General features: G+C 46.7%; 23 protein-coding genes and 1 pseudogene. 8 read left to right on the top strand and 16 right to left on the bottom strand.

From position 1 onward, the window contains the following. A pseudogene (locus tag QMA35_RS03320) lies at positions 1 to 642 on the bottom strand (hypothetical protein); the annotation flags it as partial. Between the two features lie 170 nt (positions 643 to 812). On the opposite strand from QMA35_RS03320, the gene QMA35_RS03325 reads away from it, so the two are divergent. Then, positions 813 to 1,391: a substrate binding domain-containing protein gene (locus QMA35_RS03325; RefSeq protein WP_281645711.1), complete on the top strand. Its 579-nt coding sequence runs from the start codon at positions 813 to 815 to the stop codon at positions 1,389 to 1,391. On the opposite strand, the gene QMA35_RS03330 is transcribed toward QMA35_RS03325, so the two are convergent. From QMA35_RS03330 to QMA35_RS03345, 4 genes are all read right to left on the bottom strand, one after another. Continuing rightward, entirely contained in the window at positions 1,388 to 1,813 is a 426-nt protein-coding gene (locus QMA35_RS03330) for a PACE efflux transporter (protein ID WP_281645712.1), read from the bottom strand. The genes QMA35_RS03325 and QMA35_RS03330 overlap by 4 nt on opposite strands. 248 nt (positions 1,814 to 2,061) lie before the next feature. Continuing rightward, positions 2,062 to 2,961 carry a LysR family transcriptional regulator gene (locus QMA35_RS03335; protein WP_281645713.1) on the bottom strand — a complete coding sequence of 300 codons (900 nt, stop codon included), beginning with the start codon at positions 2,959 to 2,961 and terminating at the stop codon, positions 2,062 to 2,064. Positions 2,962 to 3,431: 470 nt separating this feature from the next. Next, positions 3,432 to 4,094, bottom strand: a complete 663-nt coding sequence (locus tag QMA35_RS03340; protein WP_281645714.1) for a helix-turn-helix transcriptional regulator — start codon at positions 4,092 to 4,094, stop codon at positions 3,432 to 3,434. A gap of 73 nt (positions 4,095 to 4,167) precedes the next feature. Continuing rightward, positions 4,168 to 5,709, bottom strand: a complete 1,542-nt coding sequence (locus tag QMA35_RS03345; RefSeq protein WP_281645715.1) for an AMP-binding protein — start codon at positions 5,707 to 5,709, stop codon at positions 4,168 to 4,170. A gap of 226 nt (positions 5,710 to 5,935) precedes the next feature. Here QMA35_RS03345 and QMA35_RS03350 point away from each other — a divergent pair, with 226 nt between their 5' ends. Beyond that, positions 5,936 to 6,340, top strand: coding sequence for a hypothetical protein (locus tag QMA35_RS03350; RefSeq protein WP_281645716.1), 405 nt, complete (start codon positions 5,936 to 5,938; stop codon positions 6,338 to 6,340). A 4-nt stretch (positions 6,341 to 6,344) separates the two neighbouring features. Here the strand turns inward: QMA35_RS03350 and rimJ are convergent, their stop codons facing one another. The 3 genes from rimJ to QMA35_RS03365 all read right to left on the bottom strand — a co-directional run bounded on the left by rimJ (position 6,345) and on the right by QMA35_RS03365 (position 8,398). Beyond that, a complete protein-coding gene (gene rimJ, locus QMA35_RS03355) occupies positions 6,345 to 6,944 on the bottom strand; it encodes a ribosomal protein S5-alanine N-acetyltransferase (protein ID WP_281645717.1) in 600 nt (199 codons plus the stop codon). 18 nt (positions 6,945 to 6,962) lie between these two features. Then, entirely contained in the window at positions 6,963 to 7,424 is a 462-nt protein-coding gene (locus tag QMA35_RS03360; protein WP_281645718.1) for an isoprenylcysteine carboxylmethyltransferase family protein, read from the bottom strand. 401 nt (positions 7,425 to 7,825) lie between these two features. Next, positions 7,826 to 8,398, bottom strand: coding sequence for an AAA family ATPase (locus QMA35_RS03365; protein ID WP_281645719.1), 573 nt, complete (start codon positions 8,396 to 8,398; stop codon positions 7,826 to 7,828). 162 nt (positions 8,399 to 8,560) lie between these two features. Between QMA35_RS03365 and QMA35_RS03370 the strand changes: the two genes are divergently transcribed. Continuing rightward, on the top strand, positions 8,561 to 9,334 hold the full coding sequence (locus tag QMA35_RS03370) for a hypothetical protein (RefSeq protein ID WP_281645720.1): 774 nt from the start codon (positions 8,561 to 8,563) through the stop codon (positions 9,332 to 9,334). 154 nt (positions 9,335 to 9,488) lie between these two features. Here the strand turns inward: QMA35_RS03370 and QMA35_RS03375 are convergent, their stop codons facing one another. Then, entirely contained in the window at positions 9,489 to 9,656 is a 168-nt protein-coding gene (locus tag QMA35_RS03375; protein ID WP_281645721.1) for a hypothetical protein, read from the bottom strand. 211 nt (positions 9,657 to 9,867) lie between these two features. Between QMA35_RS03375 and QMA35_RS03380 the strand changes: the two genes are divergently transcribed. Further along, a complete protein-coding gene (locus QMA35_RS03380) occupies positions 9,868 to 10,764 on the top strand; it encodes a LysR substrate-binding domain-containing protein (RefSeq protein WP_281645722.1) in 897 nt (298 codons plus the stop codon). 114 nt (positions 10,765 to 10,878) lie between these two features. Here the strand turns inward: QMA35_RS03380 and QMA35_RS03385 are convergent, their stop codons facing one another. The 3 genes from QMA35_RS03385 to QMA35_RS03395 form a co-directional block, all read right to left on the bottom strand. Next, a complete protein-coding gene (locus QMA35_RS03385; protein WP_281645723.1) occupies positions 10,879 to 11,538 on the bottom strand; it encodes a glutathione S-transferase N-terminal domain-containing protein in 660 nt (219 codons plus the stop codon). Next, positions 11,535 to 12,146 carry a glutathione S-transferase family protein gene (locus QMA35_RS03390; protein WP_281645724.1) on the bottom strand — a complete coding sequence of 204 codons (612 nt, stop codon included), beginning with the start codon at positions 12,144 to 12,146 and terminating at the stop codon, positions 11,535 to 11,537. Before QMA35_RS03390 ends, QMA35_RS03385 begins: the two co-directional genes overlap by 4 nt. A gap of 81 nt (positions 12,147 to 12,227) precedes the next feature. Further along, positions 12,228 to 12,992, bottom strand: a complete 765-nt coding sequence (locus QMA35_RS03395; RefSeq protein ID WP_281645725.1) for a DeoR/GlpR family DNA-binding transcription regulator — start codon at positions 12,990 to 12,992, stop codon at positions 12,228 to 12,230. A gap of 281 nt (positions 12,993 to 13,273) precedes the next feature. Here QMA35_RS03395 and QMA35_RS03400 point away from each other — a divergent pair, with 281 nt between their 5' ends. Further along, a complete protein-coding gene (locus tag QMA35_RS03400; protein ID WP_281645726.1) occupies positions 13,274 to 14,677 on the top strand; it encodes a hypothetical protein in 1,404 nt (467 codons plus the stop codon). Between the two features lie 199 nt (positions 14,678 to 14,876). Then, entirely contained in the window at positions 14,877 to 16,280 is a 1,404-nt protein-coding gene (locus QMA35_RS03405) for a hypothetical protein (RefSeq protein WP_281645727.1), read from the top strand. Between the two features lie 38 nt (positions 16,281 to 16,318). Here the strand turns inward: QMA35_RS03405 and QMA35_RS03410 are convergent, their stop codons facing one another. Both QMA35_RS03410 and pdsR read right to left on the bottom strand, forming a co-directional pair. Next, positions 16,319 to 18,361, bottom strand: a complete 2,043-nt coding sequence (locus QMA35_RS03410; RefSeq protein WP_281645728.1) for an ATP-binding protein — start codon at positions 18,359 to 18,361, stop codon at positions 16,319 to 16,321. Further along, positions 18,362 to 19,207, bottom strand: a complete 846-nt coding sequence (pdsR, locus tag QMA35_RS03415) for a proteobacterial dedicated sortase system response regulator (RefSeq protein WP_281645729.1) — start codon at positions 19,205 to 19,207, stop codon at positions 18,362 to 18,364. Between the two features lie 114 nt (positions 19,208 to 19,321). Here pdsR and QMA35_RS03420 point away from each other — a divergent pair, with 114 nt between their 5' ends. Next, on the top strand, positions 19,322 to 19,495 hold the full coding sequence (locus QMA35_RS03420; RefSeq protein WP_281645787.1) for a TMEM165/GDT1 family protein: 174 nt from the start codon (positions 19,322 to 19,324) through the stop codon (positions 19,493 to 19,495). Between the two features lie 161 nt (positions 19,496 to 19,656). Here the strand turns inward: QMA35_RS03420 and QMA35_RS03425 are convergent, their stop codons facing one another. Beyond that, positions 19,657 to 20,388 (bottom strand): OmpA family protein, encoded by a 732-nt coding sequence (locus QMA35_RS03425; RefSeq protein WP_281645730.1) that lies wholly within the window; start codon positions 20,386 to 20,388, stop codon positions 19,657 to 19,659. A 158-nt stretch (positions 20,389 to 20,546) separates the two neighbouring features. Between QMA35_RS03425 and pfkA the strand changes: the two genes are divergently transcribed. Beyond that, a complete protein-coding gene (gene pfkA, locus QMA35_RS03430) occupies positions 20,547 to 21,530 on the top strand; it encodes a 6-phosphofructokinase (protein WP_281645731.1) in 984 nt (327 codons plus the stop codon). A gap of 77 nt (positions 21,531 to 21,607) precedes the next feature. Here the strand turns inward: pfkA and QMA35_RS03435 are convergent, their stop codons facing one another. Then, a complete protein-coding gene (locus tag QMA35_RS03435) occupies positions 21,608 to 23,257 on the bottom strand; it encodes an AMP-binding protein (RefSeq protein ID WP_281645732.1) in 1,650 nt (549 codons plus the stop codon). Positions 23,258 to 23,302 lie beyond the last annotated feature (45 nt).

Genomic DNA, 23,302 nt, shown 5'->3' on the forward strand with positions numbered 1-23,302 from the left:
ACTATGCCACGTCACTGTTTGGTTCAATTTGACATTCCAAAACAGCTGTCCAGCTTTGATATTTTTGCCGCACTGGCCAAGGACGGGAATATTGTCACGAATACGCAATCTGCACAGAATGCCCTGTTCCTCCAGCCACTTGAACCAGTCGTGCCCAATAAATTCCCGGTCAGCCAGAAGCGCATTGATCTTACCTGCTGGAATCAGTTTCAGAACGCTTTCCATAATAGCTATGCGTTCGTCAGCATTAGAATTGCCACCACTCTTGTCCAAACAAGTCCAGGCAATAGGGATAGACGCTCCCTGCCAAGCAATAGCTACGACCAAATAGTTGATGTGCTTGCTGCCGAACTGCCAGTTTGTCCTATCCATACAGAGGGTATAACTGTCCAGTCTCAGCCAGTGAAGAATGAGCTTGCCAAGTTGTTCGTAGCAGTAGGTATACCCTGCAAAGAAACGCTTGATACGGCGATAACTGGAGTCGGCCTGTGCTTTGCACTGAAAGGCTTCTGCAACCCGGCAGAGGTTTGTAGAACGCCCTCTGATAAGGGCGAGAATAAACTGTGCGAGAAATACGATACGGGCTTGATGCCAAGGGAGATGAGCCTTAAGCTCTTTGGCCAGTGAGCTGACGTCTTCCATGTACGACTACGGTAACTGTACGGAGGTTAGAGACCATACAGATTACCCGACATGGGCGTCAGCTCCTACCCTTCAGCCCTTGGCATTTCTGGCCTCTGGTGGTTTTGTCCCGTACATAGGTCAAAACTGCATTGAGCCAGGATGCTTGAAATAAAAACGAACTTCATAAATTGATTTTTCAATTTATGAGGCTTCATCCGAAGGTAACCATTAAACTTCTCATTACAGACAAACACGAAAACATTGTTGAACAGCATATTGATGTAGCATTTCGCGCAGGAGATTCATTAGCAGACTCCAACTTGATAGCCCGCTCCTACGAAGAACTGCATATTGGTTATTATGCATCGCCCAAATATCTTGAAAAATACGGTACGCCAGAAAAGCCTGAGGACCTAAATCACCACATAATGGCCGGTTTTCGAACGCCTGATGGAGATGTAGAGCATGTGATTCCGATCGGCTCAAACGATTCATTTTTACAGACACCACCCAGAATCACTGTGAATAATATTACTATCATGCATTCCATTGCCCACAACGGCGAAGCCATAGCCGTGCTGGTCGATGAAACAGTAGAGCAGGAGGTTGCAGATGGAAGCCTGGTTCGCTTGTTTAAAAACACGCCTCCTCACAAAGCTTATATTTGGGTTGTCTATTCATCACGTCATCGCCTGAATGCAGTTACCCGGACATTTCTAGATTTTCTGTTTGAGAAACGCGAAGAAGGTGTATCACTGAAGGATTAAGAAGCTGGAGGACTGGAGCGCCGTTTATGGCGAACAATGTCGTAGATCCAATTAAAAACTACAGCATAAACCAGGAAAAACAGAACCACGCCAAGATCCATAATCAACACTGTCCAGAAGTCGAGTTGCAGAGCCCACATAATGACCGGGAATGAAAAGACGATCATACCGATTTCAAAAACAACACCGTGCCCAATTCGCAAAGCCAGAGTTCTCTCAATACGATTTGTGCCAAAGATACGGTCAAACACAATGTTATAAATATAATTCCATACCATGGCGATGAGGGAGAGTGTGAGAGCTAGCCCGGTCATCGACAATGCGTCGCCACCGGTAAAAATCATCGCCAGTACTGCCAGTAAAATAAGTGCTACGGCTTCAAACAGCACCATATGAAAAATGCGTTCTTTTGTTGTTTGCATGATGTTTTCTTCTTTTCTAATGAAAATATCATATCGAACTTTGTGCGAAGGCAAAGTTGTTTCTGATTGCCACCTAATCTCAGCCACGATTTGCAGGCCAAACTAACGACACTGGCTTTCTGCACAAGTGAGAGTGACGTCATGCCTGAGAATAAAGTCCAGTTCCGGAAAGGCTGCTTAAGCTAGCTGACTTACAGGGTAATCAGGAAGCTTTAATTGGCGAAATTATCGACCAGCTGATATGGATGTCAGGAAAAATACTCTTTAACTATTGTAATCAAACGTTCACTGGCGGGGCTTCTGGAACGCCCTGCCAACTCGGTAATACAAACCTCGTGTTTGATATCTAGTCCATTAATATCCAGGTAGTGAAAATCACCAGTTTCTCGAAGCATCTCCAGTTCTGGTTCCGGCGCTGCCAGCCAAGCATCACTCTTTGAGATTATTCTGAGTAAAGTCCGGTAATCACTGCACATAACCTGAGGTTTAATATCAACCTCTTCTTTGGTCAGCTGCCTGACATGCTGGGTGAATGGGTGAGTTGTAGAGAGGTAGGTTGCAGCGATAGCGGGATATTCCAACAGGCGAGACAGATTTACATTTTCTGCCGCTGTCAGCGGGTGCCCCTTGCGTATCGCAATCCGAACAGGAATATGTTTTAGCGGGGTGACAAGAAACTCCGGATCATCCTCATAGTTGCCACTTCCAGAAATCAGCAGATCTGCACGACAACTGCCAATCAGTTCTATGGCTTCAACAGGTGTTACTTCATCAACAATAACCCTGACACCGGGATACTGGGAAAAGAACTCAGCCAGTGGTTCCTGCAACGCATACGTTTTAATGCCACGGCCAACCAGAATATAGAGCTCTCCCTCGTCTAGATTCTGGTAAATATGCGCTTCACGTTCCAGCTCCTGAACATCCTGCAGAATCTTTTCACTGGTAGAGAGAATGCTCTCGCAGAATTCCGTGGCAATCATTCCGGATTTCGTGCGATCAAATAACCTTACACCCAACCCATCCTCGAGATTCCGCAAGCTACGGGTTAACGCCGAATGGGTAAGATGCAAAGCATCAGAAGCACTGTGCAGCGAACCATAACGTACAATAGCCTGCATATGCTGGAGCTGTTTCAGTGTGATCATAGTATGCGAAATCAAACGGGTAAGGTTATTTTTCAGACCGTACCAGCTTGTTTGTATTCTCGCCAGATTCTATTAACGGAAGCTATATAGATCATGTGTTCACAGGTTCAGTGCTTCTAGAACGTTAGCCTGCCATTAACCCCCTGTACGAACCAGTTCATGCCTCATCAATGTTTGTCGGTGTGTGAATACCTATTTGTTTTTTGGTCAATTCGGATGGGTTGAGTTGATCGCAACAGACAGCCAACATGAATAGGGTAAGCACACATTTTAACCCTGAACTTTATGCAGAGATGCTTTGATCAAAAAGAGCACACGTATATAAGAAAGTTGATAGGCATAGTCGGTTCGTTAGATCAGTCACCTATCAAAGAGCCTGTTATTAAAAGTGACTTATAAAACAAGACAATTAATTCATATTGTGCCCCCTCCTGCACTCAACATATTTAAGAGCAGGAGGAATTTCTATCCTAAACAGAACGAGCGCACCACACTATTCTCCCAACAACAGGATTATCATCCCGCTCATGAGCAGCAAGTGTCCAGCTTGGATACTCCGGATTATCACTGGTGATCTGCAGCTCATTGTTACGCAGTGACTTCAGGCGTTTTGCCATCAGGCCATCATCCGTTCGCAGAAGATAAAGCCCTTCGCCCTGAATCGTTTTCCGGGAAATATCCACCAATACACGATCACCATCGTGCAATGTTGGATACATACTGTTTCCGCGAATATTAACAAACGCAAGGTTGTCTCCAGACACTCCCAGCTGGCTGGAAAGGAATGATTTGGTAAAAGCCACATAATCACTGATATCTTCTGCCTGAACCTCGGCTCCGACTCCTGCACTGGCCTGAACATCAAACATTGGCGCATAAACCAGATCTTTGCTGGGAGCTGAACCCGCAGGCTGGGCTCCGTCGTTTTGTTCACCAGTGAGAAGCCAGGTGAGATCAACCCGAAACTCTTCATAAAGAGATTCCAGGTAAGCCATGGAGGGGCGGCTGACTCCACGGCAGATTTTATAAATGTGGGACGCGGACTTGCCAGTCAACTGGGCGAACTGCTTTTTATTGCCCTGGGCAAGCTGATCGACGACTAGCTGAAAACGGTGGGCAAAAGCACTGGCCATAAAACGCTCTTAGTTACTTCAAAAGCAGAATTATATCCCGCTTTTGAAGTCGCTGTTTTAAGAAAAGTGCACATTAGCTATTAGTTTCTGCATAACGATTGCGAATCGCTACCTTGTCGATCTTCCCAACCGCTGTAACCGGAATTTCACTTACAAACTTCATACTGCGGGCAATCTTGTAACCACCAAGATATTTACGACAATGGCTGGTTAACTCACTTTCGTTAATTTCGATTCCAGGCTTTAAAACAATTTCCGCATGAACCACTTCGCCCCATTTCTTATCGGGCAAACCAACGACAGCGCATTGGGCAACGGCCGTATGCAGACAAATCACATTTTCCACTTCCAGTGAGTAAATGTTTTCCCCTCCGGAAATGATCATGTCTTTAACCCGGTCAACAATATGAAGGTAACCATCTTCAGAGAGATAACCTGCATCACCGGTTAACAGCCACTCTCCCTTCATAGCTTCAGAGGTTTGTTCAGGATTATTCCAATATTTCACCATGCGGTGCTCACTGCGAAGTGCTATCTCACCAATCTCTCCAGCTGGCAGAGGCTCTCCATCCTGATTGCGAATTTCAATATCAACACCAAGACATGCACGCCCAGCTGAACGTGTTCGTCCTAAAGAGCGCCCTTTTTCTGTGTGATCGCAATTGTGAAGGAACGCTGCGGGTACACATTCTGTTTGCCCATAAATCTGCATAAAGCTGGCCCAAGGCATTTTTTCTTGCAGGTTCTGTAGCAAGGTTTCATCAATGGGTGATGCACCATAGGCAATATGTCGAAGGCAGGTCATATCCTGATCATGAAATGTTGGCTGTTCAATCAACATTTTAAGCATAGTGGGCACCATAAACATGTGTTCAACATAGTGCCGGGTAATAAGCTGGAGTATCACATCTGGCTCAAAGCGAGCAGAAACGACAATGGTATTACCAGCCAGCAGGTTTGCGCTGCAAACACTGATTCCGCCAATATGAAATAAAGGCACTGCCAGACAAGTCGTTCCCCGCAGAAATAACCTTTCAGCCATAACAACGGTCATACCCGAGATATGAGCTCTGTGGGAATGAGCAACACCTTTGCCTTTTCCGGTTGTACCACCGGTATAGTTGAGAAAGGCAATGTCAGAGCCACCACCGGATTGATCTTCAATCGCTTCCGCTTTTTCAATCAGCTCATTGAAAGACAGAACGTCTGCATCAATGTCATTACTCTCTCCCACATAAATCAGAGCCTTGATGGATGGACACAGTTTTTTCAGCGCAATCCCCATTGGCAGAAAAATGTCATCCACAACCAGCACCGAAGCACTGCAATCTTCTATAGAAGCCGCCAACTCATGGGCAGACCAACGCATATTCAGATAATTGGGAATAAAGCCGCCCCAGGAAGCCCCATAAAAACAGCTAATGGCCCGATCGCAGTTAAGAGTAAGAATGCCGATGCGGCTCTCACGCTCTAACCCGAGGTTAGTCAGCGCTCCGGCAAATTTTGAAACTATGTGGTGGAGTTCTGTATAGGTTGTTGTGCGATCTTCAAAAACAAGTGCTTTTTTTTCACCGTACATGGACACGCCACGGTGCAAGCATTCCGTGAGAGACATAGGTTTTCCTTTTTCTTATTTTTATTTTTGCGGCTGTCCCGGAAGCATATTCCCAAAACACCGATCCTTTCATACAAAAATATAAAGGGATGATTAAGAAAGGTAATAACCAAAACACACAAAAAGCTTATCCAATTGTATTCAGCCTTTATGACTTGGCTCCATGTTCACTCAGCTCTATGCTGTTAAAGTTGTAGCTTTACGACTGTCAGACAAAGGATGATGTATGAACACCGCTGTGAGCACCCGACCCTTTCGAAGCATGAAAGTTCTTTTGGGTTTCAGCCTGCTTTCGGCATTACTGACAGGCTGTTCACTGCTGCCGGAAAGAGAATCTCATCTCAATGTTTATGCTAACGGACGGCCTTCCGGCCATGTATGGGCAACAGCTCTCTATCCGGATTCTGATCAAAAGGTTGTTGGCGGCGAGGTGGTGATGAAAGATGATATGGGCACCATTCGAGAGCGAGCCGTACTGGACAGTAGAGGAACGGTTATATTTCGTTTCCCCAGCAATGCCGGCCATGTGGATATTATTGTTACCGCTCCCGACGGTATGACCGGTGATGATAGAGTTAACCGCCACGAGGTTTATCGTGAGAGTAACTGCAAGCTTATTCCCGGCTGCTGAATCCTTACATCGGCTGTGGGTTAATCAGTGCTGTTAGTACATGATCTTCCCACTCACCGGCAATTTTCAGGTAATCCCGGGCATAGCCTTCCTTTTCAAACCCCAACCTTTCTAACAGTACTCCGCTGCGCTCATTCGCTGGCATATAATTGGCCATCACCCGGTGCATACCCATATCGTTAAACATGAACTCAATACCGGCTTTGGCAGCTTCGTACATATAGCCCTGCCCCTGATACCTCCCGGCAATGGCATAACCCAAGTGGCAGGCTTGAAAAACACCCCGGGTAATATTATTGAAATTACAGGTACCGACCACTTTTGTGCGTTCTTTATTAAACACTACAAACTTCACGGCACTGCCTTCTAATAAAAGCAGTCGGTTTTCCTGCAGTGTCTTCTGCCAGTGTTCAATGGTATAGAACTCAGCGCTACGCTCTGGCTCCCATCGAGATAAATGATCGAGGTTGTCCACATAAAATTTGAGAACAAGTTCAGCATCGTTCTCTGTGCAAACCTCCAGAATCAATCGTTCCGTGAAAATTACCGGACGTTTTGCGATGCGTGTGGATTGCGTTTTTCTATCTGCAGAAACCGTAGACACCTGAGAGTTCCATATGCTTTATAACCAGCGTGGAACCTGCTTACGATAGGTTTCAAAGTCAATACCGAAAAGCTCAGCCATAACTCTCTCTTCTGGAATAATCTGAAAACGAGTCATATACAGAACAAACCCAAGCACTATGGCCAGAGAATAAACATTGGCCAGAAACAGCCCCCAGCCAATAAGCGCAAGCGCCATTCCGACATACATCGGATTACGGGTACGCTGAAAAATACCTGAAGACACCAGCGAAGAACTGGATTCTGGTTTCATGGGGTTAACTGTGGTCTGTGCACTCTTGAAAGATTTCACACCGGCCACCGCAATGCTTATCCCTGCTAACAGGAAAAGCCCCAAAAGAAACATACGAACAGGTTCGGAGAGAAGAAAGCCATTAGAAGCCAATGAAACTCCCCACATAGCTATACCAGAAACAATAACCAGTGCGACTGGGGGAATTTTCAGTTCAAGTGAATTCATTATTTTTCTTTTTATTTAAATACAAATCAAAGCCTGATAACTATCTTACTTGCCTCTTGCTCAAAACAAAAACAGAAGCCCTTTCTGCTCTAACAACGGCGACACTCTTCACCAGAGATAACAAGCTTAAAGATAGATATTTAGTCCACCGGGGCTGCCTGTGGCTTATGCCCTGCTGTATCGCATTCGGTTTGATGACAAAGAGATATCTGCTTAATTCAGCTCTTTACTGAAAACAGCATGACAATAACGGTCACGATAATGACAGATGTTTTATAAGGGAGTTGTGCCATCACAGAAAATGCAACAGATGACGCAATCATCTGCACAGCGGTCAAACCAATCATTGGTGGCAGCAAGCATATAAAGAGTCCGTGTAAACCTATAAAATTTGTGGCTGATCACTTCCTGCATCTTTCCGGTGTAATGGCCATGCTGACCGCAGGCATTATCGGGACTTCTATGCGACTGAAAAGTTCAAGACTCCAGCTGTCGATATCCTTTTGAAAGACAGGGTCATCACTACGCATATCATCCCCTACAAGAGGAATCACGTCACAAGGAAAATAGATAAAGAGATCTATACAGGAGCACAAATATTTCGCCATCTGAAAGATATAATCCTGAGCTTCCATTTCACGATTCTGTTCCCGAGACAATCGCTCTACCCAGTAATAGTAATAAGCAACAAGTGGGATAGGGCTACCATCAATAATCCGAAAGTGCTCATGACACCCTGCGCTGCTTTTAATACAGAATTGCGAACCAAGAGCAGAGCCGACCATAGCTGTTACAGCCCCCAAATAGTCTGTTGTTCCCTCAATAACCTGCCGGGGGTTTTTATAGCCAAGAACAGGAAGAACCCAACGGTAAGGCTCTTCAACATGCTCTGCATTTCCTGATATATGGCGAAATAGTCCCTGAGATAGCGTTGTTTTGCCACTACCAAAAGAACCCGCTATCGCAATATTCATAGAACGCCCAAAAATTAAAATGCAGGAGTATAGCCAATCTCTTTCAGTAACAACGCAAGATAAAGTCCGTAACAAAAATCCACACAATACTTCAGGAAATACAAGACAGTAGTCTGATGATCTTCTATTTTTACTATCTCACTTTTTTCGCCAAACCCTGAAATGAACAAGTCATTACTGGTCAGCGCCGCTCTTATTCCAGCTTTCTGCCAAACTGCATGGTCTGCCTCAAACAACCCTGTAGACAAGTTAATTGATTGCACCATTGAGATTGTTCAAAACCGTCGGGGGTCTGAGAGGGATCTTCAGTCTTTGGCTTCCATGGTACAAACAGCAGTTCAGGATGAAGACGAGGGCGTAGAAATACAGGCAAAAAACTTTCACACCCAGTGCCTTGTAATGAAAGAATCTCTGGAAGGGGCATTACAGATTAAGAAAAACTTGTATTTGTCATGGATAGAAAATCTACAAGCCACGAAGGGAACAAAGAAGCTTTTAGCCGGCTTTGTGAAACCCACTTACTCTTGCTATAGCCTTGGCTTTCATAACGGCTTTGGATTTGTACCACACGGTATCGTAGGTACAAACTTGGGAATAGATTTCTTGGATTGTTACAGTAGTCTTGGCCATGCCTGGCTGGAAACTCGCCCCTATGGAGAGCTGACAACAGGTCTTGGTGGAGCTTACAGAGCAGGGTTCCATGGAGGATGGAGTGAACAGGAGTTCTCCCTTAAAAGACTGAATCCAATACAGCCTCACAGCAGGCTCTCTAGCGATCTACTGCCCTTTGTGGGATTACACCTGACTCCTTATGCCATTGGCGGAACATTTTCGACATCTGCCGCCATATCTATTGGATTTGGTCTGGATGTAGGTATTATTCTTAATGTGAACTCAAACAGCTATTCTCATTTGAAAGAAATGCTGTCTATTTAACAAATATAAGCTCTCTATCCGTATTAGATCTTATAGATCTAGTTCTTCGAACGTATATCCAAATATAAAAAAACGTGGCTATAAATTATTCGAAAGTGATGAGATTCAAATTGAAAAATCTTGACGAAAAATAACAAAATCAAACCAAGCAGGCTTACTTGATATACTTATCCGCTTCACGGAAGAACGAAGACATATCATCCCACTTGTTGACACCCTGAACGTTGGCATAATTTAGGATGCGTCGGCTTTGCATGATAGTTTCGAAATGGCGGGTATTCTTCTTCAGTTCAACCCAGCGGGCTACTGCTGCATTTTTCATGGTTTTAATCCTGCGGAAGAACCGGGAATACGGTTCTTTTATCAACAGAGTTATTCTATAAATCTCACCTCCCCTTTAGAAATCGATAAAATTTCTGCCCCTTATCAACTTGCCTTATACCCCTGTAATTACCGACATTCTTTCACCTGCTTGCATAACGAAACCAATAATCGCTGTTACAATCACCTAAACCATACAAGGCAGTAATCGTATGCATATAACCCTGCGCCAGTTTGAAATATTCCGAGCTGTTGCTCGTACAGGAAAGGTGACAGCGGCCGCAAAAACCCTTCATATATCCCAACCTGCAGCCAGCATGGCGCTGTCAGAACTGGAAAAACAGCTTGGGCAACTCTTTGATCGCCACCATCGACTGGGGCTGACACTGAACGACGCAGGACGCGCATTGCTTCCCAAAGCCAGCGAGATTATTGACCGAGCCCGTGAAATAGAGCTTCAGTTCAGCGAAGGTGGTCATCAAGCTCAGGGGGAGTTAAAAATCAGTGCCAGCTCCACTGTAGGAAACAACCTTTTGCCAGGATTGGTTTCTTCTTTCAAAGAGGAGCACTCTGGCATCCAGGTATCACTGACCATCAGCAATAGTCGAGATATAGAAAAACAACTGCTGAATTTCGAAACCGATCTCGCCGTAGTTGAAGGTGCATGCCTCAACCCGGATATCCGGGTTGAGGCATGGCGGGAAGATGAATTGGTGATTATCTGCCACCCTGGTCACCCTTTTGCAGGGAAACCCAATGTCACTTTAAACCTTCTATCCGATGAACCCTGGGTCATCCGAGAGTCTGGCTCAAGCACACGCGAGCTTTTTGATGAAATGATTGCCACCCGCTTAAAAACACCGGCAATTAGTATGGTTTTGAACCGTGCCGAAGCTATTAAACATGCGGTTGCCAGCGAGCTTGGTATTGCGTGTATGTCGTCTATAGCGGCAAGTAAAAGTCTGGCCAGCGGCAGTATTAAAACAATAGAGGTTGAAGACTTACTTCTTAAGCGACATTTCTATGTGCTCACCCACCATCAGAAATATCACACAGATGCCCTGCAAGCCTTCCATGACTTTTTGATGTCATCTACAGAGCATGTATAAGTTAAATGACCTCCGGCTCCGCCGGAGGCTTATTTGGGGACCCTCAAAGGGCTTCAGTTTAAAAACAAAGGCCCGCAACCAAACATGCAGGCTTTTTCGTTAAACGAGGAGCAATTATTTAACAATCATTTCCTGGCCACTTTTTACAACAGCTGCTGCATCTGGTCGCACAGGAATCTTGATACCTTTTGCACAGGCAGGCCGTTCATAAATTTGATCGATCCAACGCTTCAGGTTACCCAAACCATCAATATTTAGGCCAGACCAGTTCCAGGTCCGTGCCCAGCACCAGTTAGCAATGTCAGCAATACTGAAATCACCAGCCAGAAATTCATTATCTTTCAGGTGTCCATCCAACACTTCCATCAACCGCCGACCTTCATTCTGGTAACGATCAATAGCGGGCTGGATTTTTTCAGGAAAATAGCGATAGAAGACATTGGCCTGCCCCATCATGGGCCCAACTCCACCCATCTGGAACATCAACCATTGCATCACCTGGCTGCGGCCTTTGACATCTTCTGGCATTAACAAACCGGTTTTCTCAGCCAGATAAACCATAATCGCGCCAGATTCGAAGACCAAAAAGTCATCAGCATCACGGTCAACGATAACAGGAATCCGTCCATTGGGGTTCATTGCCAGAAAGTCAGGTTTTTTCTGTTCACCAGACATAAGATTTACAGGCTTCACCTCATAGGAAATGCCCATCTCTTCCAGCGTTACAGAAACCTTATGACCATTTGGTGTGGGGGACGTATAAAGGCTGATCATGCCTGAGCACTCGCCCGGGCAGACACAAGCTCATGCCAGCGACGCAGGTTCGGATGCTCATCAGTGATTCTCAGTTGCACAACTCGGGCAAAATCAACAGCGCAAAGAAGGGTGACATCTGCGATAGAAAAACTCTCACCAGCAACATAAACATTGTCCGCCAGGTGAGCATCAATCCTGGACATAAACTTCGCTGCATTTTTGCCCGCTTCAACACCGTACTCTTTAACCGGAGTCATACGGTCTTTAAAATAGCCGGTCGTATGCTGGAAGCACATTCCCACCTGATTCATAAAATAGATTTCACACTGCCGCTGCCACATTTCAATCTGGGCCTTTTGCAGAGGCGTGTCTCCCATGAGCGCTGGCTCCGGGAACATCTCTTCAAAATAACGACAGATAGCTACCGTTTCAGAAATACAGGTGCCATCCTCCAATTCTAACCAGGGCACTTTGCCAAAAGGGTTGCGAGCCAGATACTCAGGTTTCAGGTTGTCACCACCTGCCAGATCCAGCTGAATAAATTCAATATCCGTTATACCCTTTTCGGCCAGAAACATGCGTACACGACGAGGGTTAGGGGCTGTACGGGACTCATAAATTTTCATATTTCTGGCTCATTATTTGAATTGTTAGACAACCAATACTATGTCCGCCTTAGCAGACATACAACCGGAGAAAATTGTTGCTTACATGGTTGTGCAGAACACATCAATCCCGGCTTCGCTCAACGCTTCATGGGCTGGAGAACTTAAACGGTCATCAGTAATAATCAGGTCAAACTTCTTAAGGTCACAGATTTTGTGGAAAGAGTAACGGCTGTACTTTTCGCTGTCTGCCACCAAAATGGAAGTATCAGAACGTTCAATCATCTTGTTCTTCATGGCACAACGGCGCTCTGTTGGCGTTGTCACACCACGACGAAGATCCCAAGAGGTGCAGCCGACAAAAGCGATATCCACATGAACGTTATCCAGAAATGCATCGGCCTTACTGCCCAGGCAGGACTGAGTGCAGTCATCAACCCGGCCACCAGGGATAAACACTTCAATATTCTGGTAGCGGCACAGGAACTGAGCCTGAGCCAGATCTGAAGTAATTACCCGGATATTTCTATCGGTAATCTCGCGCGCAATATCCATGCAGGTAGTACCCGCATCCAACAGAATGGAGTGACCATCGTGCACCATGGATGCTGCATACCGGGCAATAGAAGCCTTTTCTGCCGGGCTCTGGGTACGGCGCTCTTCGGTATGAGGCTGGGTATTAATGTACTGACCAATCGTGGCTCCACCGTGGGTACGGCGAACTAATCCCTGCTCTTCCAGCTTGTTAAGGTCTCGACGGATGGTCATGCTGGAAACTGTCAGATTATCAGCCAGTGTCTCAACATTGGCATATTCGTGCTGGCGCAGAAAACTGAGAATATGCTCACGACGCTCGATTGCTAACAAAGGGATTCCCTCCTGAATGCTGTATATAGCCCACTGTCTTTCGGCCCATAAATGAGCTCTGGAGTGGCAAATGAACAAAACAGCACAATTTTATAGGGAAATGAGAGTTTTCACCCCTTGGGATATTCCCATATAGGATAGTTTTTCCTCTGAGCAGCTCTCTATTACGAACTTTTCCCCAACAGCACAGTCAATATTGGTAACTGCCTGCTCTTATGGAAAAGAGCTGGTACGACTTAGGTCGAATTGTCAATCCAACTCAAGACATGGAGGTCTTTGATATGTCACCAACTCAACGTGCCAAGCTTGTCACAAATGCTGCTTTAAATGCAGTTTCTGGTCAGGCTATCTCCAAAGTACAATCTATTATTGACCTCGTGAAAGACGATGCTAGCACTACGTGGAACGGTATTAGGAGCGTTTGCACAACTCACGTCGCACCCTTTCTTTCCACAGCGTCTGCAGCTACAGCTAATGCCATTGTGGCAGGCCAAAATGCTACAACTGCCCTGCTTGGTGATTATATTCCTGCCGCAATGGGCTTTGTTCAACAAAAAATCACCAGCGTACCAGGCGTTGCCAATGTTGGTTCTGCTATTGGTTTGGGCGCAGTAGCGTCCACTCTTGTCAGCCCTCACCTTGCTTCAGGTTTGTGGATTTGTACCCGCACTCTGCGCTCTATTTTCCAGAAGCGTACTAATAACTCTGTTATGAAGAAATTTGCGGCTACAAATAACCTTGATGAAAAGAAGAGCATTCTCGAAGCTCGCGCCAAACAGCTGGAAGACAGAAGTATCGCTCAAAAGTCTCTGGCAGACAGAAGCATTGGTCTTTGGGGAGCTGCTAAGTACCTGATGACCTTTGCGACTCCTGCACTGGCTATGCCGCAAATTGGCGCATTGATTTCAGTGTTTTGCCCTGTGTCTGCTCCTGCAGTACTGCCTATTTGTTTGAGTATTGGTGCTGGCGCCTGTGCTCTTAAGTTCCTCACTACTCGCTTTGACTCTTGGAGAGAGCGTAAGGCAGCTGAAGAAACTATGAAGCAGGCTGCAATCTTCCGTGGAATTCTCGCCCATGTAGAAGATGGTATTGAACTCGTTGATGCCGAGAAAGACCTGCAAGCAGCCGCCAATAAGGAAAAGCAGCACGAGTTGCTTACAGAGACCCATCGGGCTGTTATAGAAGAGCTTCATCACGAGAAGGCTGCTCACAAGACAATTGTAGACATCATGACTTGTAAAAATGAATCCCTGACCAAAAAGATTGCTCAGGCAGACGAGAATACCAACGCTCTAACACTCGCGAATATTGAGCTTGCCTCCAGAGAAGAAGCCCTTGCCAAAGAAGTGAAAAAGCTGGAGGAAATGCTGGAGGAAATGCTACGTGCGAAGCCCGAAACTCGCCATCCGCGGCTTCAGCGCTCTCACTCTCAAGTGTTCTCTATAGAGGAAATAGGGGGTGTTGCCCCTGAAGGAATAATTCCGACCGATAGCCTTTACCTCTCCCTAGATGAAGATACTGTGAGTGGTGTTAACAACTCAGTAACCAGGCAGGTGTCCCAGGACTCTGGCAAAGGTGATGAAGATAATGATACTGAATACTTAACCAAGCAGAGAGCCTGGTGGAACCCCGGGCGAATGTTTTATGGCCCCACTTATCAGGTACCCGTAACAGTATCAAGTTAATTGACCCAGATGATTTGAGCTGGCTTGCCGGCTCTTTTTATCACGGCTGTATTTTTTGGCAAAAGAATACTCTACCTCTCTGATAGAGCGAACTTTTTACCAACCTGAAAGTCAATATTAGTAACCATCTGTTCTTAGGGAAAAGAACTGTGTTATTTGGGTCAAACCGAAAAATCTATTTAAAACATGGAGGTTCGATATGTCACTCATCGCCAGAAACAGAATTGCTGCAGATTTGCTTGCTGGAACTGCCGCTGCAGGCGCAATCTATGCTACAGAGCAATTGAGAGCAGGAGCCTCAATAGTATGGAACGGTATGAAAACTTTTGGCACAAATCACGGTTTGCCATTTCTGTCTGCTGCATCCGCTAAAACCTCTGATGCTATTATCGCTGGGCACAACGCCACCTCTACATACGTTGGTGAGAAAATCCCTGAGCTGCTGACGCTTGCACAGAAAAATATTGTTCCCGTACCTGGTGTTGCAAACCTTGGCTCAGCGGTTGGTCTGGGCTTTGTCGCTGCAACTATGGTCAGCCCTTATATTGGATCAGGCTTATGGGTATGTACCCGTACTCTGCACTCTATTTTCCAGAGACGTACTAACAACACAGTACTTAAGAAAGCAATGAAAACAGATGGCCTTCAAGAAAAGAAATCCATCCTTGAAGCACGTGCCAAAATATTAGAAGACAGAAGTGTTGCTCAGAAGTCCTTGACGAACTGCCGCATTGGCCTCTGGGGTGCTGTTAAATACTTGGCTACTTTTGCTGCTCCAGCGTTGGCTATGCCGCAAATCGGCGCACTGATTTCTGCGTTCTGCCCGATCTCCGCTCCTGCTGTACTGCCGATCTGTTTAGGTATTGGCGCTACTTCCTGTGTATTTAAGTTTGCCGCGACTCGCTTTGATTCCTGGAGAGAGCGTAAGGCAGCTGATGAAACTATGAAGCAGGCTGGTTTCTTCCGTAACATGGCTAGTCAAATAGGTGGAAGTGCTAAGCTGATCAAGGCTCGGGAAAATTTGAGAACGATTCCTGAGCGTGAAGAGATTCATACCAAACTTCAAAAGGACCATGAAGTTGCAGCTGAGCGCTTGAAAAAGGAAAAGCAAACACATACGAAAACCAGGGAAACACTTTTTCAAAGAAATACTGAACAATCTACGGAGCTGGCAGCAAAAGAGGCAAATATTGAGACTCTTGCGGGTCAGAAAGAGCAACTCACCTCAAACATTAAAAGTCTTACTGAAAAAGCAGAGCACCTTCAAAAACTGCTTGGTTTGAAGGAAGCATCAAACAGGCCAGTCCTGAGGCGTGTACACAGCTTGAGTTCACTACCTGTGGATACAACAGACATAATTGCTCCCACGATTAAACAGTTAAAAGCGAAAACACCTGCTATAAAAGCACTATCACGCCAAAGCTTCAGGGACTCTGGTATAGGTGAAGGAACTGCTTCAGAGGGAGATAATTCTTCAAGGTTTATAACCGCTCTCCACAATCTTAAAAGCTGGTTTCGTTACAGGACTGACCAAGTCCCAGCCCCAGCCCCAGCCCCAGCCCCAGCCCCAGCCCCAGTAACAGTAACAGTTTCTGATAGCTAAAAAATCCATGTTATTTGAGCCGGTTCGCCGGCTCTTTTTTATTCCCCTTCAAAAATCATGGAAAAGATGACACCTTTTCCATCCCTTCTATTCTCAGCCTTAACTGTTCCACTATGAGCATCCATCACCAGCCGAACAATATAAAGCCCCAAGCCAAGGTGCGGCTTTTCACCTCTGGTTGTACGAACAGATACCATGGAATCAAACAATCTTCCTTCCATAGTCCCCGGTAACAATGGCCCATCGTTTTCAACAGAAACAACAATATGGTGGTCACTCTTTGCCAGGTGCAAGGTCACAGAACCATCGACAGGACAGAAATCCACTGCATTAGAAACCAGTTTATCCATCGCCTGTACAACAAGCTCCGGTTGAATACTGGTTTCACAAGCTTCAGAACTGTTCACAAGGTTGAAATGAGTTTTGGGATAAACCCCGGAATAAGCCTGAAACAAATCCTCAAGCATCAACCGCAGATCAATCCGCTCCCACTCACTGGACATGGCCGAATCAGCAATAATGTTCTCCAGCCGAGTGGCTTCACTGATGCTGTTTAACAGCCCCCCAAGCCTGTCTGCTCCAGCAAGGGCACGGGATACATAGACTCTTCCTTGTTCACCCACTTGTTCGTGAGCAAGGTTATCCAGAGAGGAACGCACAACGGCCAGAGGAGTACGCAGTTCATGGGAAAGTTTGCTGCCCAGTGAGCGAAGATATTCGGTATGGTTTTCCTGCCGTGTCACCATAGCGGCAATACTGCGGGACAATTCTCCCAACTCATCGGAAGACTTGCTGGCAGGAAAGCTTGTACGCAGTCGCCCATCCCTGCCAATACATTGCTCAGTTGCCCGATGAAGCTTGCGTATTCGGAATGAAAGCCATGAGGCATAACCCAATAACCCGGCTGACACTAAAATAATCGCCAGAAAGCTAAGGGAGAACAAACGATTGAAAGAACGGCTGGCCAGAGACATAACGGCCTGGCTGCCTTGCTCCGCGATAAGTGCGCCAACAACATTTCCATCCTTTACCAGCGGCCATGACGCCAGTAAGCGATAACGGTCGTTTTTCCGTTGCCACAAAGTTACCGGTTGACCATCCAGAGCAGAAGACAATGGACTGCTTTGCCAGCCACCACTGCGCCAGAAGTTCTGATAATCCGGCAATTGATTCCAACTCAAAATAGCCCGGTAAAACCAACTGATTAACCAGAAAGGTTCTTCCTGTTTCGCTGAATGGGTAAATCCTGAGCTGTTTGTACTGGCAATTTGCCAGCCTGCCGAATCAAGAATCCCCAGTCGCATATCGTCTTCAAGGAAGACTTCCAGGGTCCGACTGAGGTGTCGGTCAGGCAAAATAAGTGCACCGGGTTCTTCGCCAGGTCCAACGGAACCGGCCCAGTACTCTGTAGCGCCAGAGATGACAGTAAAACCAAGCTGTTCCCCCGCCATTGCCAACGGCATCACCAGCTCTAACTGGTAACCGCCGTGAATATCCCGCCAGACTCCACGGATGCGATTTTCCCGCACAATGCGGTTGATGCTATTCCAGGGGCGTACAGTTCTGGCTACAACCTGACCGGGAGCTTCTGTAACAATGGTATAACGCTCCATACGGTTATCTTCCCTAACAAATAACTGAACCCTGTCCCCGTTTTTTAGCGGCACACCGACTGGGTTGTAGTGAACAGTTTTATCTTCAGTAACCTTAAAAGCCAAATACAGGTTGGCACTATCCGTCGCTGCCGAAAACTGCACTGCAGGGTTCATATTGCCTGCTTCACTGCCATCTTCAATGTAGATTCGGCTAGTCAGGTTCTGCGCTTGCCAGTCTTCAAAGTAACCATCCATGACCAGATCAACCCCAACCGGTTGCACATACACTGCACCTTTGGCTTCAACAGGTTGTGGTAAAAGTTGTCTTTGAGAAAGGCTTGCAGTTGCTGCCCGCAGTGAAGCACTCAGAACATGAGCCTGTTGCTCCCGGAAAGTCAGTTCCATCTCCTGCACCCAGCGCACACCTGCAACTGGAAGCAACAGCACCAGAAGGCCAACAAGCAGTAACTGCCGGCTTAACCGCATTTACCGGCTACTCCAGCGGTAGCCCATGCCATAAGCGGTTTCGATACTGTTAAAGTCGGGAGACATGGCCTGAAACTTTTTGCGGATACGTTTGATATGGGAGGTAACGGTATTATTGTCGAGCACCGTTTGCGCCGCATCCATCAGCTGCTGCCGGTTACGCACCTGACCGGGATGGCGGGCAAGACAATGCACAATCCAGAACTCCGTAACCGTAAGATCAACCATCTGGCCGCTCCAGCTGACGGACATACGATCAAGGTTAATAACCAGCTCTCCACGTTCCAGAACGTCTTCTTTTTCTTTTGGTTGGCTGATCAAATCAACCCGGCGCAGTAATGCATGCACCCGCGCCATCATATGGGCGATGCTGATATCTTTGGTGAGATAGTCATCAGCGCCAAGGCGCAGACCGGAGATTACATCCAGTTCATCATCTCGGGCGGTTAGAAAAACAATTGGCAGTGTTGGTGCCTGACTTCGCAACTCCCGACATAAGTCAAAACCGCCTTCGACTTCGTCACCAAGCCCCACATCAATAACAGCAAGATCTGGCAAAGCAAGGCGAAAACCCGCCAGAGCCGAGGGTCTGTCTGAATAATGACTAACCGTGTAACCGTAACGCTGAAAAGCATCACGATAGTTGGCTGCGATATCTGGTTCATCTTCCACAATAGCGATATGGCGAGGCATCTTTATTAGACCGGCGTTCCCTGAGAGCCCGCACAGGTTAACACATGCCTGTAGTTTCCAGCAGGAGCAGGACAAACCACTCTTGCCGCAAATCATAAAAAGTTGATACTCTTGCCGTGCCTTGGGGGAGTAGTCTCCATATCTGTTTGCCATTCCTATTGACTGGATTCTGCAAACCCGGGCGGGATGATCAGCTGTGTTGCTGTGTATTTGTCATAATATCCCGTCCCCGGACATTTCATGGAAACCCTTTCTGTCTCTACCCTGATGGTATTTATTGCCGAGATTGGCGATAAAACCCATCTTCTTGTTCTCCTGCTTGCCTGTCGTTATCGCAAACCCTGGGTGGCCGGAATGCTCGCTCCAGAAATCCTTCAGTGGATTGTGGGGTGGTCATTTTCGGAACGACTCTTGGCATGTTGCTGTTGTTTTTATTGGTAATAACTTGGCTGATCGCCTGCCCCTGCAATGGATTCGCCGTATTGCCGCTGCATTGTTTGATGGCTTGGGCGTTGCGGCACTACTGAACTGAAAACACTGCTGAACTGAAAACATTGAACCCCTACCAGGCTTCAAAAGAAGCCTGGTATTGTTTCGCCTTGTTATTCACTGGCCACCAACTCTTCACTGTTTTCCTGAAGCTTCACCGTCACTACACGCTCCATGGCATAGGCATCCAGGTTATTGGTTGGCGCATCAGACTGACGGGCTCCGTAGGCAAACTTCTGAATGCGGTGCGCTTCAATGCCTTTGCTGATCAGGAAACCACGCACACTTGCTGCCCTGCGTTCAGAGAGTTTCAGGTTGTATTCGTCTGCACCACGCGGATCAGCAAACCCTGCCAATTGAATATTCAGCTGTGGCTGCTCTTTCAGTAGACGAACAAGTACATTCAAACGGTTTTCATCCCGCATATTCAGAGTGTCACCAGCCGTGCTGAACATCACATTCAATTGCAGTGAATCCAAGGCCAGATCCTGATAACGACCAGCTTCCTGCCGGGCAATCAGCAACTGTTCCTGAACACGAGCCAACTCAGCTAGAGCCTGATCTCTCTCGGAACTGAGTTCTGCGGTCAGCACACCTGATTCATTTGCCTTATTCACGCTATTACCGAGCCAATCACCAGCAGCCATTCCAAGCACAAAACCAACAGGGCCACCAAGCACTGCACCAGCCACACTGCTACCAGCCACAATGCCGCTCTTCTCTTTTGTCCATTCACCCTGTTGCGCCTGTGCAGGCGCTGCTGCCGCAAACATCAACCCTGTCGCCAAAACTATTGCTGTTAGACGAGAAGCGCCTTTTTTATCGAACATTTTTTCAGTTGTCATCAGGTTATCCCTTTTCATCATCAGTCTGTGGAACTCACGATCTATTACACAAAACAAAAAGGGCATTACGGTGGCGGAGCTGTGATGATTTACGGAGCAAAAATGGCGAATTATGGCAACTGTTCCATACTCGCATGCAGAACAATCAGGGGATCCCCATGAATTCTCTCAACCATATTGGTGTGCTCACATCCGGTGGTGATGCTCCGGGCATGAATGCAGCAGTCAGAGCTGTTGTTCGCAGTGCTATCTATCACGACATGAAAGTAACAGGTATTTCGGAAGGGTATACAGGCCTGCTGGAAGGCAAACTCAAATTGCTCAACTCCCGTTCTGTGTCCAACATCATTAACCAGGGTGGCACTTTTCTAAAATCCGCGCGGTGTATGGAGTTCTACAAACCGGAGGGGCGTGCCAAAGCGGCTGAACAACTCAAGAAGTCTGGTATTGATGCACTTGTAGTGATTGGTGGAGATGGCTCGTTTACCGGCGCCGTAACTCTGGCCCGGGAACATAAAATCCCCGTTGTAGGTATTCCTGGAACCATCGATAACGACATCTACGGCACAGATTTCACCATCGGCTTTGATACCGCCATTAATACGGTTCTGGATGCAGTTGATAAGATCCGCGACACCGCCACATCCCATAACCGTTTGTTCTTTATTGAAGTGATGGGGCGTGACGCCGGTTATATAGCTATCTATGCAGGTATTGGCTCGGGCAGTGAAGAAATACTGATTCCTGAAAAATCTCGGGGTATCGATTATCTTCTACATTCTCTTAATCGCAGTAACCGTGCCGGAAAGACCTCCAGCATTGTTGTTGTGGCAGAAGGTGATAAAAAAAGCGGTGGTGTTTACGATCTGGCCAAAACTGTGGAGGAAAAACTTCCCGGGTACAGCGCCAGAGTCACCATTCTCGGGCATTTACAGCGGGGTGGTAAGCCAACCTGTGCAGACAGGGTATTGGCCAGCCGCTTAGGTGTTGCGGCTGTAGATACTCTTAGAGATGGAACATCCGGCGTAATGGTGGGACTCAGGGATAACAGGATTACGCTTACCGGGCTTGAAAAGGCCTGCAAAGAGACGCCGGATATGGATGCAGAACTTATTCGAGTGGCGGATATTGTCTCTATATAGAGCCATGAGAGAGTACAACAGGTTGGACTGCTTACAGCATGATCCAACCTGTTATTTTAGAGTTAAGCGACAGCTGACTACTGATGTTCCAGTTCGGATTCCCAGACAACCGTACCGGAAAACTGACGGGTCAGGTATTCACCATAACGCTCTTCCAGCTTGTTGCGCTTGATCTTGAGAGTCGGGGTTAACATATCGTTTTCTATACCCCAAACTTCTTCAGAAACAACGATATGATCAAGCCGCTCATGGCTTTCCAGCTCACTGTTCACTTCCTGCAAAGTCTTTTGCAGCTTAGCGCGAACATCATCAGACCTGTGCCTGATTTGCTCATTCATAACAACAATCGCCAGCGGCTGTTTTCGGCCAATGCCCATGACACAAACCTGCTCGATATCAGCATTACGGGCCAGCAAACTTTCAATGGGAACGGGTGCCACATATTTACCTTTGGCGGTTTTAAACTGCTCTTTTACCCGACCAATAATTTTCCATACACCATTTTCGTAAACACCCCGGTCACCGGTACGGAACCAGCCATCAACAAACGCGTCCTCGGTCGCTTGCGAATTCTTATAGTATTCCTTGAATACAGCTGCGCCCCGTATAAGCACCTCGCCTTCATTGGAGAGTTTCATCTCAACGCACTCTTGGGCTGTACCAATTGTTCCCAGCGACTTTCTGTCAAATGGAAAGTTAGCGCAGGATAAACCTGCGGTTTCTGTCATGCCCCAGCCTTCACAAATGGATATTCCAAGACGGTCATACCATTCCAGGATTCCTGGTGAAATCGGTGCAGAACCAGAAGCACATAACCTGGATTGACTGAGCCCAAGTCCTTTACGTATTTTTTTGGAAACCAGCTTTCCTACCAGTGGAACCTTTAAAAGTTTCTGAAGTTTCTCATCCGGTAGCTGGGCAAGAATCTGTGCCTGAAACTTTGTCCACAGTCTTGGCACTGACACAAATGTTGTTGGCCGGGCATGGCGAACATCATCAATAAATGTGTCTAATGATTCCACAAAGAAAATTTCCTGCGGGGAGTAAATACTTAGAATTTCTACAACACTGCGCTCGGTGATATGAGCCAGAGGCAAGTAAGACATACTGCGATTCGGAATACTTTTGTCGTGCAAAGTAACAGCGCTGCCACTTGCTGCAGCAATATTTTCGTAAGTAAGAACAACCCCTTTAGGCAAGCCGGTGCTGCCTGAGGTATATACCAGAGTAAAAGTATCTCCGGCGGCTGGAGTATTCACTTTCAGAAGTGGCCCATACCTCTCAAGCCAATCTGTAAATTTATCTGTGCCTGATAAAGTAGGGTAAGGGAAAGTGATAATCTGGGTACCTTTCTCAAACGCCCGCTCTGCTGCCTCAGTGTTATCCAACTTACCAACGAAAACAGCTTTAGCCTCACTGTGACTCATCACATGCCGAATCATGGAAGTTCCAGCCGTTGCATAAATTGGCACACTGATCATGCCCGCCATCATTATGGCCAGGTCAGCGATAAACCACTCCGCGCTGTTCTTTGCAAAAATCGCGATTCGATCACCTTTCTCAAAACCCTGAGCAAGTAAACCAGCAGCTATACGACGAGCCTGATCATCAGCCTGAGCCCAGGTTAAAGTTCTCCATTCTCGATTATCTGGTTGGTGCAACCAAAGTTGATTAGGGTGACGAGCAACATTATTGGCGAATTCTGCCAACGGAAGGCGGTATTCCATAGAGCACCTTTTTATTATTTTTATTTTTTTATGGGAATTATCCTG

It is taken from the genome of Parendozoicomonas sp. Alg238-R29 (assembly GCF_947331445.1).
GTDB lineage: Bacteria > Pseudomonadota > Gammaproteobacteria > Pseudomonadales > Endozoicomonadaceae > Sansalvadorimonas.